16 protein-coding genes are annotated in these 13,688 nt (G+C 63.3%); all 16 read right to left on the reverse strand.

Annotated elements, in window-relative coordinates; genetic code table 11:
• Positions 1-781, reverse strand: a 781-nt coding sequence (locus QAT43_RS00775) for a complex I subunit 4 family protein (protein ID WP_305041114.1), incomplete at its 3' end; no start/stop codon positions are given.
• 129 nt (positions 782-910) lie between these two features.
• On the reverse strand, positions 911-2,674 hold the full coding sequence (locus QAT43_RS00780) for a Na(+)/H(+) antiporter subunit D (RefSeq protein WP_305041115.1): 1,764 nt from the start codon (positions 2,672-2,674) through the stop codon (positions 911-913).
• Positions 2,664-2,912, reverse strand: coding sequence for a hypothetical protein (locus QAT43_RS00785; protein ID WP_305041116.1), 249 nt, complete (start codon positions 2,910-2,912; stop codon positions 2,664-2,666). The genes QAT43_RS00780 and QAT43_RS00785 overlap by 11 nt, the downstream gene beginning before the upstream one ends.
• Positions 2,909-4,399 carry a monovalent cation/H+ antiporter subunit D family protein gene (locus QAT43_RS00790; protein WP_305041117.1) on the reverse strand — a complete coding sequence of 497 codons (1,491 nt, stop codon included), beginning with the start codon at positions 4,397-4,399 and terminating at the stop codon, positions 2,909-2,911. The genes QAT43_RS00785 and QAT43_RS00790 overlap by 4 nt, the downstream gene beginning before the upstream one ends.
• Positions 4,400-4,415: 16 nt before the next feature.
• Complete coding sequence (nuoK, locus tag QAT43_RS00795; RefSeq protein ID WP_305041118.1) at positions 4,416-4,733, reverse strand: NADH-quinone oxidoreductase subunit NuoK; 318 nt, start codon at positions 4,731-4,733, stop codon at positions 4,416-4,418.
• Positions 4,730-5,254: an NADH-quinone oxidoreductase subunit J family protein gene (locus tag QAT43_RS00800; protein ID WP_305041119.1), complete on the reverse strand. Its 525-nt coding sequence runs from the start codon at positions 5,252-5,254 to the stop codon at positions 4,730-4,732. The genes nuoK and QAT43_RS00800 overlap by 4 nt, the downstream gene beginning before the upstream one ends.
• Positions 5,251-5,694 carry a NuoI/complex I 23 kDa subunit family protein gene (locus tag QAT43_RS00805; RefSeq protein WP_305041120.1) on the reverse strand — a complete coding sequence of 148 codons (444 nt, stop codon included), beginning with the start codon at positions 5,692-5,694 and terminating at the stop codon, positions 5,251-5,253. Before QAT43_RS00805 ends, QAT43_RS00800 begins: the two co-directional genes overlap by 4 nt.
• On the reverse strand, positions 5,691-6,671 hold the full coding sequence (gene nuoH, locus QAT43_RS00810; RefSeq protein ID WP_305041121.1) for an NADH-quinone oxidoreductase subunit NuoH: 981 nt from the start codon (positions 6,669-6,671) through the stop codon (positions 5,691-5,693). The genes QAT43_RS00805 and nuoH overlap by 4 nt, the downstream gene beginning before the upstream one ends.
• Before the next feature lie 8 nt (positions 6,672-6,679).
• Positions 6,680-7,792, reverse strand: coding sequence for an NADH-quinone oxidoreductase subunit D (locus QAT43_RS00815; protein ID WP_305041122.1), 1,113 nt, complete (start codon positions 7,790-7,792; stop codon positions 6,680-6,682).
• On the reverse strand, positions 7,789-8,307 hold the full coding sequence (locus tag QAT43_RS00820; RefSeq protein ID WP_305041123.1) for an NADH-quinone oxidoreductase subunit C: 519 nt from the start codon (positions 8,305-8,307) through the stop codon (positions 7,789-7,791). Before QAT43_RS00820 ends, QAT43_RS00815 begins: the two co-directional genes overlap by 4 nt.
• A 4-nt stretch (positions 8,308-8,311) precedes the next feature.
• The gene (locus tag QAT43_RS00825; protein ID WP_305041124.1) at positions 8,312-8,893 is read right to left on the reverse strand and encodes an NADH-quinone oxidoreductase subunit B; all 582 of its coding nucleotides are present in this window, start codon (positions 8,891-8,893) and stop codon (positions 8,312-8,314) included.
• The gene (locus QAT43_RS00830) at positions 8,866-9,258 is read right to left on the reverse strand and encodes an NADH-quinone oxidoreductase subunit A (RefSeq protein ID WP_305041125.1); all 393 of its coding nucleotides are present in this window, start codon (positions 9,256-9,258) and stop codon (positions 8,866-8,868) included. The genes QAT43_RS00825 and QAT43_RS00830 overlap by 28 nt, the downstream gene beginning before the upstream one ends.
• 433 nt (positions 9,259-9,691) lie before the next feature.
• Positions 9,692-10,582, reverse strand: a complete 891-nt coding sequence (gene draG / locus QAT43_RS00835; protein ID WP_305041126.1) for an ADP-ribosyl-[dinitrogen reductase] hydrolase — start codon at positions 10,580-10,582, stop codon at positions 9,692-9,694.
• Positions 10,579-11,379 (reverse strand): NAD(+)--dinitrogen-reductase ADP-D-ribosyltransferase, encoded by an 801-nt coding sequence (locus QAT43_RS00840; RefSeq protein ID WP_305041127.1) that lies wholly within the window; start codon positions 11,377-11,379, stop codon positions 10,579-10,581. The genes draG and QAT43_RS00840 overlap by 4 nt, the downstream gene beginning before the upstream one ends.
• 12 nt (positions 11,380-11,391) lie before the next feature.
• On the reverse strand, positions 11,392-11,955 hold the full coding sequence (locus tag QAT43_RS00845; protein ID WP_305041128.1) for an ANTAR domain-containing response regulator: 564 nt from the start codon (positions 11,953-11,955) through the stop codon (positions 11,392-11,394).
• A gap of 91 nt (positions 11,956-12,046) precedes the next feature.
• Complete coding sequence (locus QAT43_RS00850; RefSeq protein ID WP_305041129.1) at positions 12,047-13,435, reverse strand: MFS transporter; 1,389 nt, start codon at positions 13,433-13,435, stop codon at positions 12,047-12,049.
• Positions 13,436-13,688 lie beyond the last annotated feature (253 nt).

A 13,688-nucleotide genomic window follows, 5' to 3' on the forward strand; every position in this document is an offset into this window, starting at 1 on the left:
CGCCCATCTTGAGCATGATGCTCGCCAGGATCACGCTGCCCGCGGTGGGCGCCTCGACGTGGGCGGCGGGCAACCAGGTGTGCAGGGGGAACATGGGCACCTTGACGGCGAAGGCCAGGGTGCAGCCGAGGAAGATCCACGCCTGGAAGGCAAAGGCGTAGGGCTGGCCCATCAACTCGGGGATGAAGAAGCTGCCGGTCTGCACGTAGAGGGCGATGATGGAGGCAAGAAAGAAAATGCTGCCGGCGAAGGTGTAGAGAAAATATTTGATGGAGGCGTAGTCCTTGCGCGGCCCGCCCCAGATGGCGATCACCAGGTACATGGGAATCAGCATCGCTTCCCAGAACAGGAAGAACAGCAGGGTGTTGAGGCTCACGAACACCCCGATCATGGCGGTCTCGATGACCAGCAGCACGAAGATGAATTCCTTCATGCGCTCCTTGATGTAGCTCCAGGAGCAGAGCACGCACAGGGGCATGACGAAGGTGGTGAGCAAGACCAGCAGCACGCTGATGCCGTCGACCCCGACCACGTAGTCGAGGCCCAGGGCCGGCAGCCAGTGGCGCAGCTCGACGAACTGATACTGGGCGGTCGTGGCATCGAAGCGCGTGTAGAGGGGCAGCGAGGCCAGGGCCGTCAGCAGCGTCACCGCCAGGCCCCAGAGCAGAAGCGCCCGGTCGCTGTTGAACAAAAGGGTCAACACCGCCCCGATCAGCGGCAGCAGCAGCAGCACCGAAATGATGGGATAGCCCAGGTCGTTGAAGATCAGATACTGTTCCACGATGCTTCCTTCGTCGGTCGATGGGGGACGACCCCGGGCGCACATCGGTGCGACCCTACGGGTCATACGAACCGGTTGCCAAATCGTAGGGGCGCACCGATGTGCGCCCGGTTTTCACGATTTCGTCGCCTAAATCAAAACCACCACCAGCAGCACCGCCAGCAGGGCCACGACCGCCCCACCGATGTAGTGCTGGATGCGTCCCGTCTGCAGCCGGCGCAGGCGGTCGCCGCCGTCCACCACGCCGCGCGCGGCGCCGTCGATGGTCCAGTCGATGCCTTCCTTGTCAAACCAGGAGAAGGCGCGCGCCGCCGCCATGGTGAAGCGTGTGCCGATGGTGCGATAGACGTTGCTCACCCATTCGTTGACCGCCACCACCGGCCCGGCGGCAAAGCCGAGGAAGCGCAGCGACCCCTTGCGGTAGAACCAGTCGAGATCCAGGTTGGACACGTCGTGGGGCTTGAGGTACTTGACCATCAGGTAAAAGCCCAGGCCGGTGAAACCGAAGATCTGGAAGGTTTCCGAGAGGTGGTAGGCGGTGTAGGGGTGGTACTCCACCGGGTAGGGCAGCATGCTGTAGAGCGCCCCGGGAAACACGCCGAGAAAGATGCAGACGAAGGCCGCCATGGCCATGGCCAGCTGCATGTTCCAGGGGGCTTCCTTGGCCTCGACGCCGGAATCGCGGCCGAACCAGATGAAGTAGGGCAGTTTGATGCCGACGGAGAGAAAGGTCCCGACCCCGGCCAGGGTGAGCATCACCAGCAGGATGATCTGATGATTGTTGCCCGCCGCCGCGACGATCATGGACTTGCTGATAAAGCCGCTGGTCAGGGGGAAACCGGAAATGGCGATGCCGCCGATGACCGTGAAGAACATGGTCCAGGGCATGTGCTTGTAGAGTCCGCCGAGCTCACTCAGTTTGGAGCGCCCGGTCATCTCCAGCACCGCGCCGGCGCCCATGAAGAGCAGCGCCTTGTAGACGATGTGGGCGTAGGCGTGCGCGGCGGTGCCGTTGATGGCCATGGCGGTGCCGATGCCCACCCCGCACACCATGTAACCCACCTGACTGACCACGTGATAGGCGAGGATGCGCCGCGCGTCGTTTTCGATGACCGCGTAGGCGACGCCGTAAAGGGCCATGACCGCGCCGAGAATGGCCAGCACCTCGAAGCCGGGAAAGGCGCGCGCCAGGACATAAACGGCGGTCTTGGTGGTGAAGGCGCACATGAACACCGCGCCGGTCACGGTGGCCTCGGGATAGGCGTCGGGCAGCCAGGCGTGGATGGGCGGCACCGCGGCGTTGAGCATGAAGCCGATCATCACCAGATACTCGGCCCAGCCCGCGCCCTCCTGGGTGAACATGCCGAAGGACAGGTCATGCCCGCTGTGGTAGAGCAGGAAAATCCCCGCGAGCAGCGCCAATCCCCCGGCGGTATGCACCAGCAGGTAGCGGTAGCCGGCCTCGATGGAGCGCTTCTTCTTGCGGTACCAAATGAGGAAGGTCGAGGCGAAGGCCATCAGTTCCCAGAAAATGAACAGGGTCAGGTAGTCGCCCGCCAGGGTCACGCCGAAGGAGCCCGCCACGTAGAGAAAGGCGGCGATGTGCTGGCCGCTTTCCTTGACCTGCAGGGCGAAGATGCTGCCCATGAGCGCCATCAGGGCGAAGACGTGCAAAAAGACGAAGGTCAGCCTGTCGACCCGCCCGAACTGCAAGTCGAAGCCGAGATATTCGACCAGGCCGAAGCTCTCGGGCAGAAAGTGAATGCGCGCCAGGGCGATGAGCGGGATCAGCACCAGCCACACCTTCATCACCCCCAGGCGCCGCGCCACGGGCATGAGGGCCGCGCCGAGGATGAACCAGCTCGCCGGATGCACGAACAGGCTAGCGGTCATGGTAATCCTCCTCGCGCTCCAGCCACACGTGGGACAATCCCTTGCAGACGATGATCATGCCCAGGCAGCCGAGCAGCCCGAACAGGGACCAGAAACCGATGATCTGATCACCGAAGAAATGGGGCTCGTGGCGGTGGATGAGAAAATCGAAGGCCACCGCGAACACCAGGAAGGCGAAGAACACCCCTTTGACAATGTGCGCGCGCTCGCGCAGATATCCGATCCAGCGTGCCATCATGAGCCCACCATCAACTTGATCGTGTTCAAAAAGAGATCGGGCCAGATGCCGATCAGCACCGAAATCAGGCCGGTGATCAGCAGCGGCACCACCATGAGCAGCACCAGCGGCTGCGTTTCAAGGCTGCCCGTCGCCTCGTCACCCGCCCGGGGCTTGCCGAAAAAAGCCTTGAAAAAGATCGGCGCGAAATAGCCGGCGTTGAGCAGACTGCTGGCGAGGAGCACGCCAAGCAACACCATGCTGTTCACGTCCATGGCCCCCAGGGCCAGGTACCACTTGCTGACGAAGCCGCTCACCGGCGGGGCGCCGATCATGCTCAGGGACGCCAGGCCGAAGGCGATCATGGTCACCGGCATGCGCCAACCCAGCCCACCCAGTTCCTCGATGTCCTTCTTGCCCGAGGCGACGAAGATGGCGCCGGCGGCGAAGAACAGGGTGATCTTGGAAAAGGCGTGGTTGGCGATGTGCAGCAGACCGCCGGTAATCGCATGGGGCGTGAGCATGGCCACGCCGAGCACGATATAGGAGAGCTGGCTGACCGTCGAATAGGCCAGCCGCGCCTTGAGGTTGGTCTGGGTGAGGGCGATGACCGAGGCGGCAAGAATGGTGAAGGACACGAAATAGGCGGTGAACATCCCCATCCCGGTGACATCGAGCAGATCGACGCCGAACACCGAGAGCATCACCCGGCAGATGGAGAACACCCCGACCTTGACCACGACCACCGCGTGGAGCAGGGCGCTGACCGGCGTGGGCGCGACCATGGCGTCGGGCAGCCAGTTGTGCAGGGGCATGATGCCGGCCTTGGCGAACCCGAAAAGGCACAGCAGGTAGGCGACGATCACCAGCAGGCGGTCGGCCTCGGCGGGGAAGATGCCGCCGGCGATGCCCGCCATGTTGAAGTCCAGGGTGCCGGTGAGCACGTAGACCAGGGCCATGGCCGGCAGCAAGAAGGCCTTGGAGGTGAACATCAGGTAGATGATGTACTTGCGCGCCCCGGCGTAGCCCTCCTCGTCCTGATGGTGCATGACCAGGGGATAGGTGAAGATCGAAACGATCTCGTAGAACAGGTAGAGGGTGAACAGATTCGCGGAAAACGCCGCGCCCATGGCCGCGCCCACGGACACCGCGTAGCACACGTAGAAGCGCGTCTGGGCGTGCTCGTTGAGGCCGCGCATGTAGCCGATGCAGTAGACCGAGGCCAGAATCCACAGGAATGAGGCCGTGCCGGCGAAGATCAGCCCCAGGGGATCGAGATGGAAGCTGACGCTGATGCCCGGATAGAGGGTGATCAGCTGGTAGGCGTAGCCGCCCCCGGCAAGCACCTGCGGCGCCAGGTTGATCACCGCGAGAAAGGTCAGCACCGCGCCGCCGAAGGAGCAGGTCTCGCGCAGGTTGGGGTTGCGCCCCGTGGCCATGACGAGGGCAGCGGTCACCATGGGGATGAGGGTTGCCAGCAGGATCTTGGACGTGATCAATGGTTCCATGGTTTCGTCCTGGAAATTAGCCGCGCAAATCGTCGATGGCCTGGGGATCGACGCTGTGGAAGCGGCGATGCACGGCGATGACGAGACTGATGACGATGGCGGCCTCGGCCGCGGCGATGCCCATGATGAACAGGGTGAAGGCCTGACCGACGGCCGGATCCGGCGCGGTGAAGCGGTTGAAGGCCAAGAAGTTGACCCCGGCGCCGGCCAGCATCAGCTCGACGCTGATCAGCATGCCGATAAGGGTGCGATGGCGGATCATGCCGTAGAGGCCGACAAAGAGCAGAAACGCGCCGATGACCAGATAGGTGGTGAGATTGTCGCTCGGCATCATGACGGAGTCTTCTCCTCGGGGCTGCGCGCGATGATGATGGCGCCGAGAATGGCGATCAGCAGGATTACCGAAATGAGCTCGAAGGCCAGCACGAAACGATGCAGGAAACTCTCGCCGAGGTGCTGCATGGAAAAATCGCCGACGCGCTCGGCGGCAGCCGCCCAGCGGGTGCGGACCAGGGTCGCGGTGAGCAACACGAATCCCAGGCCGCAGGAGCCGGCGGCAAGCTGCCGATTATGCCCCGTCAAGCGCGGCTGGCCGGTCCGGGTCGGCGCCTGGCCGACCATGACGCCGAACACCAGCATGACGCACACCGCCCCGACGTAGATCAGCACCTGCATCATCGCCATGAACGGCGAGCCGAGATGGAAGAAAAGCCCGGCGACGCCGATGAAGGCGACCGCCAGCCCCAGGACCGCGTGCATCAGCAGCCGCGCCCGCACCGTGAGCAAACCGCCGAAGAAAATCAGCGCGATGAAGCCGAAGAAAATGCATTCGGCAAGATACCGGTAAACGATCATTTCTGCTCCTCCACCATGGCCAGCAGATCGTAGTGGAAGTCCTCGCGGCGAAAACCGACATGGCGGTATTCGTTGGAATAATCCAGCGCATCCGTCGGGCAGACCTCCACGCAAGTGCCGCACAGGCTACACTTGGTGAAATCGAGCCGGTAGCGCACCAGCACCAGGCCCTTGACCCCCTCGCGCTTCTCGCCCTGCAGGCCGATGCAGCCCGACGGGCACTCGCGCTCGCACATCTTGCAGGAAATGCAGCGATGCTTCTCGGGCTTCTCCTCGTCGCGGACCAGAATGGTGTGACCCCGGTAGTTGGGCGAGATGGGGAGTCTCTCGCGGGGATACTGCACGGTCACCACCGGGCGAAAGAATTCGCGCAGGGTGATCATCATGCCGACGAGCAGGCTCTTGCCCCCCGTGAAGATCTGGGCGAAATAGTCTTTCATATCTTGAGCACCACGGCGGTCACCAGGAGGTGAACCAGGGAAAAGGGGACCAGATATTTCCAGCAGAAATTCAGCAGCTGATCAAAGCGCACCCGCGGGAAGGTCCAGCGGATCCAGATCATGACGATGAGCAGAAAATACACCTTGAGGAAAAACCACAAGGCCGAGGTGTACTCGGCATAGGGCAGCGGCGGCCCGTGCCAGCCGCCGAGGAACAGAATGACGGTGAGCGAACAGGCGATGAACATGTAGGTGTATTCGGCCATGAAGAACAGGCTGAAACCCATGCCGCTGAACTCGGTCATGAAACCGGCGGTCAGTTCGCTCTCGGCCTCGGGCAGGTCGAAGGGCGCGCGGTTGGTCTCGGCCACGGTGGCGACGAAGAAGATGAGAAAGGCCACCGGCATCACCAGGATGAACCAAAGGCCTTCCTGCGCGGCGACGATCCCTTTCAAGCTGAAGGTGTTGGTCACCAGGATGACCGAGAGCAACGTCAGCAGCATGGGGATTTCATAGGCGACGTTCTGCGCCACCGAACGCATGGCGCCCAGCAGGGAATACTTGTTGTTCGACCCCCAACCGGCGATGAGGATGGCGAGCACATTGATCGCCACCACCGCCAGGATGAAGATCAGGCCGATGTCGAAATCGCGCCCCTGGAGCTTGGGACTGAAGGGGATCACCAGCAGGGGCAGCACCGCCGGGGCGAAGGACACGATGGGCGCGATGCGATAGAGCACCTTGTCCGCCTGGCGCGGAATCACCAACTGCTTGCCGACCAGCTTGACGCCGTCCACCGCCAGCTGCAGCAAGCCCTGCCAGCCTACCTCCATGGGGCCGGGGCGGCGCTGGAAGCGTCCGGCGAACTTGCGCTCCAGATAGCCCATGACCAGGGCATTGCCGAAAACCACGACGATGGCGCAGATCGCCGCGAAGAGGATGCGCAGCAATTCGGGGGGCAGAAAGGAATCAGTCATCACGCCGCTCACCTGTCAATCTCCGGAATCACCAGGTCCAGGCTGCCCATGCAGGCGCAGAGGTCGGAGAGGAGCATCCCCCGGCAAACTTCGGGCAGAATGCTGAGGTTGGAAAAAGAGGGCACCCGGATCTTCATGCGGTAGGGAACCTCGCTGCCGTCCGCCGTCAGGTGGTAGACCAGCTCGCCGCGGGGGGATTCCACGGCATAGGTGGCATCGCCCGCCGGCAGCTTGATCTTCTTGGGAACCTTGGCCAGAAACGGCCCCTCGGGCAGGCGGTCGAGGGCCTGTTCGAGAATGCGCAGGCTTTGCTCGATCTCGCGCACCCGCACCAGATAGGCGGCCAGGCAGTCGCCGCCGGTTTCCGTGGGGATTTCGAAATCAAAATCGGGATAGACCGAATAGGGCTCGGCGCGCCGGATGTCGTAGGCCACGCCGGTGCCGCGCAGCACCGGGCCGGTCAAACCGTAGCGCCGGGCGAGGTCGGGGGTGAACTCGCCGATGCCTTCGACGCGCTTGCGGAAGATGATGTTGCCGGTCACCAGCTTGTCGTACATGGGCATGCGCGAACGCTGCCATTTGATGTACTCGCGGGTGCGTTCGATAAATTTGTCGTCGATGTCGCGCACCACCCCGCCGACCCGCATGTAGCAGTAGGTCAGGCGCGATCCGGTGACATCCTCGAGGATGTCGAGGATTTTCTCGCGATCCTCGAAGGTGTACATGATGGGCGTGAAGGCGCCGAGGTCCAGAACCAGCACGCCGAGCCACAGCAGGTGGCTTTGCAGGCGGTTGAGTTCCGAGGTGATGACGCGGATGTATTCGGCGCGCGGCGTCGCCTCGATGCCCGCCAGACGCTCCACCACCCCGACATAGCCGTGGTTGTAGATGAGGGAGGCCAGATAGTCCATGCGCGCCGCGTTGGGCAGAAAGCCAGGCCAGGAGCGCGACTCGGCCATCTTTTCGTGCATGCGGTGGCCGTAGCCGAGCACCGGCTGCGGATCCATGACGTACTCGCCCTCCATTTCGAGGATGACGCGCAACACCCCGTGGGTACTCGGGTGCTGCGGCCCCATGTTGAGGACGTAACGATGCTCGCGAAATTCCGGCGTCGTGCTCATGCGCCCTCCTCCCCACCGGCGGGGGCCGGGGTTTTTTCGGCGACATCCGCTTCGGCGCGGGTCACCGCCGCGCGATCCTTGAGCCGCTCGTCTTTCTTGAGCAGCGGCTTGAGATCTTCCATGTCCTCGGCGAGCAGCAGCGGCTTGAGGTTGGGATGGCCGCGAAAGACCACGCCGAAGAAGTCCTTGGTTTCGCGCTCGTGCCAGTCGGCCCCCTGAAAGATATCCGAAATGGTCGGCAAGGAATGCTCGGCGTCCACGATGACGCGGGCGAGAATACGGCAGGCGAAGGCGTGGTTGGCGAACTGGTAGCTCACTTCGAGGGCGGGCTTGACGTGCAGACCGGAGACGAAACTCAGATAGAAATCGCCGCCGCGCAGCAGTTCGGCAAAGGGGCGCAGGCGCTCGGGCTCCAGCCAGACCTCCAGATGGTAGCCGCGCTGCCGGAAATCCACCTCCCGCACCTGTGCCGGCAGGCTTTGCAGGGCCGCGATGACGGAATCACGAGATTCCATGGGGTCAGACTCCTTCGGGCATCTTGTTCATGGGAACGGGGAAGCGCTTGCCGGTGATCTTTTCCTGCAGCTTGAACAGCGCCTCGAAGAGCGTTTCGGGACGCGGCGGGCAGCCCGGCACGTAGACATCGACGGGAATGAGGCGATCGACCCCCTCGATGACGTTGTAGTTTTCCTCCACCGCGAAGGGCCCGCCCGAAATGGCGCAGTTGCCCAGGGCGATGACGTAGCGCGGCGCGGCCATCTGCTCATAGAGGGTCAGCACGGCGGGCGCCATCTTCTTGTTCACCGTCCCGGCGACGATCATCAGGTCGCACTGGCGCGGCGAGGGGCGAAACACCTCGGCGCCGAAACGCGCCAGGTCGTAGCGAGCCATGCCGGCGCTCATCATCTCAATGGCGCAGCAGGCCAGACCGAAAGTCATCGGCCACAGGGAATTGGCCCGGCAGAAATTGAGCAGCTTTTCCACCTGGGCGAATTGAACGACGGAACTGACCTCCTCGGGAGGATGACCGTCGAGCTCGCGGCGACGAGCCTCCTCGGTCTGGGTATGAACCCTCAGGAGATCTTTTTTCTCTTCGGCCATGTAAAAACTCCTTTGGCCCAGGGATAGACGACGGTCAGCGACAGAACGAAAACGAAGATGAACAGCACAACGACGCCGTGCGCGCCGGACACCAGGTGATAGGCGGTCGCCACGGGAAACAGAAAGAGAATGTCCACGGCGAAGGCGACGAAGATCAGGGCGTAGAGGTAGTAGGCGACGTGAAAGCGGACATCCAGGGCGTCGCCGAAGATATCCATGCCGCACTCATAGGGATCGAGGGTGGTTTTGAGGATCGAACGCGGATTGACCAGGTTCGAGAGGATGAGCGGCCCCAGGGCGGTACAGATCCCCACCAGGAGGAAGAGGACAACATAGATGTAATCGAGAAGCTGACTCTCGGCCATGAGTGCCATCCTTTGCCGGCAATGATGTCCTCTCCCCCAGGGGCGGAAGCAGGCGGGATTTTTACTGCGACTAAATTTTTTGCGTATACAAGCTTCTGGTTTCTATCTTAACTGAAATAAAAATGTCAAGCCTTTATTTTAAAATTGGTCTGACCATTTATTATATAAAAAACCAGACCAAATACGGGACTCATCGGACCCAGGGCGCCGCGCGCGCCAGCCCATCACCTTTGCAACAGAGGTGCCAGCCTGAGACTCGCGCCCGCCGTCGCGCCAAAAATCATCAACATCCTGTATTTACAAGGGATTTTTTATCGCGAAAACCAACAACCCGCCCGGCCGGGCGGGCCGTGCGTCGAAATGCCCACAAGAAACCTGGCGAGAAACTCCCCCCTGTGGCCATCCTCCACACTTTGCCCCGAGCAAGCCCCCCTCAGGACGAACGCCGCGCCCAGGGAGAAAGCCCAACCAACTGCGCCGCTCGCAGCGTGACCTCGGCGCGCACCGCGCCGTCCAGGCGGCGCAGCCAGACGGCAGGCAGCTCGCCCGCGCCGTAAAAGGCGCCGGCGAGCATCCCGGCGATGGCCCCGGTGGTATCGGCGTCGCCGCCCTGATTGACCACGCCGATCAGGCATTCCTCGAAGGTGGCGGTGGAGAAGAAATAATGGAAGACGGTCTGCAAGGTTTCGACGACATAACCGCCGGCCTGCCCGCGATAGTCGGTGAAGCGGAAATTGGGGTGGGCCGCCACCAGCTCGCGCGCCACCTGATGCAGCTGGTGGCGGCTCGCGCCGAGCAGCGCCTGCTGCACCAGGCGACCGACGGCGACGCAGGCGGCATCGGAAAGAGGATGGTGGTGGGTGAGGCGCGCCTGGGCCAGGGCGCAGCGCGCCAGCAGCTCGCCGTCGCCGAGGGTGAAAAGCGCCACGGGCAGCATGCGCATGACGCCGCCGTTGCCGGCATCCCAGTCATTGGCGGGCGTTTCCAGCTGCCCCTTGTGCATGTAATCGCGAATGCCGCGCCGGCAGGTGGCGCCGATGTCGATGGGCTTGGCGCGCATCCAGGCGACGAACTGCTCGGCGATGCCCGCAAGATCCCAGCCGCCGGCCGCCACCAGGGCGCGGGCGATGCACAGGGACATCTCCGTGTCGTCGGTGACCTGTCCCGGCTTGAGGTGCAGCCAGCCGCCGCCGACGATCTTGCGATGCACGCCATGGGCGGCGCGAATCTCCGCCGGCGTCATGAATTCGGTGGTCGCCCCCAGGGCGTCACCCAGGGCCAGGCCGAGAAAAGCGGCCTGGGCGCGGGACAAGACCTCGCTCATCCGAAGCCGCCCGTGAGGACCTCGACCTCGAACTCCCCGCCCAGCACCAGCACCTCTTCTTCCCCCTTGAGCAGGCTCGACGGCAGGATGCCGCACTGGTAGACGATCTTGAACAGGGGCACCTCGGCCTTCATGACCTTGCTGCCGAATTCCCAGGCGCGCTCGAAATCGCTGGTAAAGGAGTTGAGGTTGTTGAGGCGCACAACAAAGCGGTTCTTGCCGAGTTCCTCGAGGATGGGGTACTCGCTGAAATCATGGACACCGCGATAGAGCGGCAGATGGCCGCGGCCGGGGTGGCGCCGCGCCAGCTCGTACTGCACGAAGGCGAAGAGCACGTCGAACTGGGTATTGATGGCGTTGGTGCGCGCCGCCCCCTTCATGCGCTCGACCAGATAGCGGTAGTAGGCCTCGCCGTGCTGGTCGGCGATCCTGGTGCCGTGATAGGTGGGCGGCAGGCCGAAGCGGCTCTCCACCCAGCCCTTGAGCACCGCCCCCTCGGGGGAGTTGGAATCGAACATCCAGCCGCGCAGAAAACGCAGGTAACTGTTCTTGAGGCTTTTGCGCCCCTTGGCGGAGGTTTCCTGCTGCCACTGGTGCAACTGGAAGGTCACATCCATGTAGTCGTGAAACTGCATGCCCCGCGCCTGGGGGTCTTCCAGGGCGTCGAGGCGCGCGAAGAGCAGGCGGTTGGCGTGGCGCACGCCCTGGATGTCCAGGGGCTGGGGATGGGCGTTGTAATGGCGCGAAGCGATGGCCCAGGGCGGCAGACCGCACAGATTCAAGGGAACCGAACGCATGGCAGCCCCCTTTCATTCCTCCATGAGCAGGATCGCCTCGGCCACCTCCTTGAGGGACTTACGCTTGTCCATGGCCAGCTTCTGCATGCGCCGGTAGGCCTCGGGCTCGCTCAGGCCCTTTTTCATCAGCAGTCCCTTGGCCTTCTCGATGGATTTGCGTGCCTCGAGGGTTTCGCGCAGGGCCGAGACCTCATCGCGCAGGGTGGTTATTTCCATGAAATAGTGGATGGCCAGATCCACGGCGGGCAACAGCTGCACGTCACGGAAGGGCTTGACCACATAACTCATGACCCCGGCTAGGCGCGCCCGTTCGATGGTGGCCGCATCGGCATTGCCGGTCAGCAGCACGATGGGAGCCGGCGCCTGCTTGCCTATTTTTTCAGCAGCGCTGATGCCATCCAGCACAGGCATGGTCACGTCCATGACGATGAGCAGCGGCCGCTTGGCCAGGGCCAGATTCAGCGCCTCCTGGCCGTTGCCGGCCTCGACGATCTCGTCAAAGCCGTAATTCATCAGGGTTTCCGCCACCTGGCGGCGGATCATGGGTTCGTCATCGACCACGAGAGCAGTCTTCATCGGGGCACCTCGCAAAAAAGGAAAATCAGGGACGGCCGACGCTGGCCCTCGCCGCTGGCCTGATGCATTGCACAAGGGATGCCGCCGAGGGTCAGCCCAGGGAGCGATCCCGGTCGGGCCCGCCCTGATGACGGAAGGCGCCGTGAAAAACCCCGCCCGCGGCCACGGTGGTCAGGGCCGAAACCAGAAAGACGCCGGAGAAGTGGATGGGTGCGGCCTCAAGGGTGCCCCGGGAAACAAAATGGATCAACACCTCGATGAGCCGCCCGGTCAGGGCCGCGCCGAAGGCCCCGGCGGTAAAAAACACCAGGTTGTACAGGCCCATGCCCACGCCGCTGTGTTCCGGCGCCAGGGTGGTGGACACGGCCTTGGCCAGCGCCGACTGGATAAAGGCGAACCCCGTATAGCAGACGATCAGCACCAGGGAAAGGAGACGAGCATCGGCTCCGGCCACCGCGGCGAGGGCGAGAAAACTCAAGAGCAGCAGGGCCAGGCCGAGCCTGACCACGAAAACGCTGCCGCGCCGATCCGCCAGGCGCCCGCCGAGAAAGCCGAAGGCCGCGGCGCTCAGGGCGCCGGGAAAAATCACCAGGCCGATGTGCAGGGTGGACAGATCGTAGAGAGCGCGCAGCATCAGGGGCACGGCGAAGAACATGCCGAACACCGGCCCCAGGGCCAGAAACACCGTGAGCAAACCATGGCGATAGAGGTGATTGGCAAACAGCCGGGGCGGCGCGAAAGGGCTCGGCGCGTGAAGAATATGCCGCCAGAACCAAGCAAGCAGCAGCAGCCCCAGGGGCAGCAGCCAGACATGGCCGTCGGTGATGAACACCAGCAACACCGCAACGCCTGCCGCCAACAGCAGGGCCCCGGCCAGATCGAAACTCTTATCGCGGCGCGGTTCGGCGGGCAGCAGGCGACGAAACAGCAGCAAGGCCACAAGGGTGGCCAGGGACAGCAGAAACAGGTAGCGCCAGTGCCAGCGCCCGGCGATCAGCCCGCCGATGATGGGTCCGATGCCCGCGGCGAAGGCCACCGTGGAGGCCATGGCGCCCAGCACCCGCCCCCGCAGTTCGGGACCGAAAAAGCGCGTCGCCACCAGCATGGAAAGTGCGGGAATCGCGCCGCCGCCGGAAGCCTGCAGCAGGCGCGCCGCGACCACCACCGGATAGCTTGACCAGGACGAGAAAAAGCCGAGGATGGCACCGGCGTTGAACAGCAGCAGGCCGATGGTTATGAGGCGCCGCAGGGCGTAGATGTCCGCCAGCTTGCCGTAGCTCACCGCCGCCAAGGCAAAGACGATGATGAAGCCGGTCACCACCCAGCTCACCTGGGTGGGCGACAGGCCATACTGCTGCTGAATATCCGGCACCGCCACGTTGAACATGGTGCCATTGAGCACCGAAAAAAAGACGGTGAACACCATCAGTGCAACGATGCGGCGCTGGAAATGCGGCTGGATTTGCGATGGATTCGACATTGTCAGGCAAACAGGGCCAGGGGGTTGGGGATCGTCATCAAACGGGCATCATCCTCCCGCGAGGCGCTTCTGTCAATCGCGGAAACGGAACCCGCCGAGGGCAAAATCGCCGGGGAAACCCGCAACGATTGCCCGGGCATCCACAGGAAGCGGGGCCGGGCGCGAAGGTTGAGCGCAGCGGCAAATGTTTGAGCCGCGGACGAGTTTTTCCGCAAGCGATGCCTCCGCGCCCGGCCCGGCATGTTGAACGGAT

It is taken from the genome of Geoalkalibacter sp. (assembly GCF_030604225.1).
In the GTDB taxonomy this organism is placed as follows: Bacteria; Desulfobacterota; Desulfuromonadia; order Desulfuromonadales; family Geoalkalibacteraceae; genus Geoalkalibacter.

Bases quoted from the DNA above. Each gene is read 5' to 3' on its own strand.
- QAT43_RS00780 (WP_305041115.1), bottom strand. From the start codon at position 2,674: ATGACCGCTAGCCTGTTCGTGCATCCGGCGAGCTGGTTCATCCTCGGC.
- QAT43_RS00785 (WP_305041116.1), bottom strand. From the start codon at position 2,912: ATGATGGCACGCTGGATCGGATATCTGCGCGAGCGCGCGCACATTGTC.
- QAT43_RS00790 (WP_305041117.1), bottom strand. From the start codon at position 4,399: ATGGAACCATTGATCACGTCCAAGATCCTGCTGGCAACCCTCATCCCC.
- nuoK (WP_305041118.1), bottom strand. From the start codon at position 4,733: ATGATGCCGAGCGACAATCTCACCACCTATCTGGTCATCGGCGCGTTT.
- QAT43_RS00800 (WP_305041119.1), bottom strand. From the start codon at position 5,254: ATGATCGTTTACCGGTATCTTGCCGAATGCATTTTCTTCGGCTTCATC.
- QAT43_RS00805 (WP_305041120.1), bottom strand. From the start codon at position 5,694: ATGAAAGACTATTTCGCCCAGATCTTCACGGGGGGCAAGAGCCTGCTC.
- nuoH (WP_305041121.1), bottom strand. From the start codon at position 6,671: ATGACTGATTCCTTTCTGCCCCCCGAATTGCTGCGCATCCTCTTCGCG.
- QAT43_RS00815 (WP_305041122.1), bottom strand. From the start codon at position 7,792: ATGAGCACGACGCCGGAATTTCGCGAGCATCGTTACGTCCTCAACATG.
- QAT43_RS00820 (WP_305041123.1), bottom strand. From the start codon at position 8,307: ATGGAATCTCGTGATTCCGTCATCGCGGCCCTGCAAAGCCTGCCGGCA.
- QAT43_RS00825 (WP_305041124.1), bottom strand. From the start codon at position 8,893: ATGGCCGAAGAGAAAAAAGATCTCCTGAGGGTTCATACCCAGACCGAG.
- QAT43_RS00830 (WP_305041125.1), bottom strand. From the start codon at position 9,258: ATGGCCGAGAGTCAGCTTCTCGATTACATCTATGTTGTCCTCTTCCTC.
- draG (WP_305041126.1), bottom strand. From the start codon at position 10,582: ATGAGCGAGGTCTTGTCCCGCGCCCAGGCCGCTTTTCTCGGCCTGGCC.
- QAT43_RS00840 (WP_305041127.1), bottom strand. From the start codon at position 11,379: ATGCGTTCGGTTCCCTTGAATCTGTGCGGTCTGCCGCCCTGGGCCATC.
- QAT43_RS00845 (WP_305041128.1), bottom strand. From the start codon at position 11,955: ATGAAGACTGCTCTCGTGGTCGATGACGAACCCATGATCCGCCGCCAG.
- QAT43_RS00850 (WP_305041129.1), bottom strand. From the start codon at position 13,435: ATGTCGAATCCATCGCAAATCCAGCCGCATTTCCAGCGCCGCATCGTT.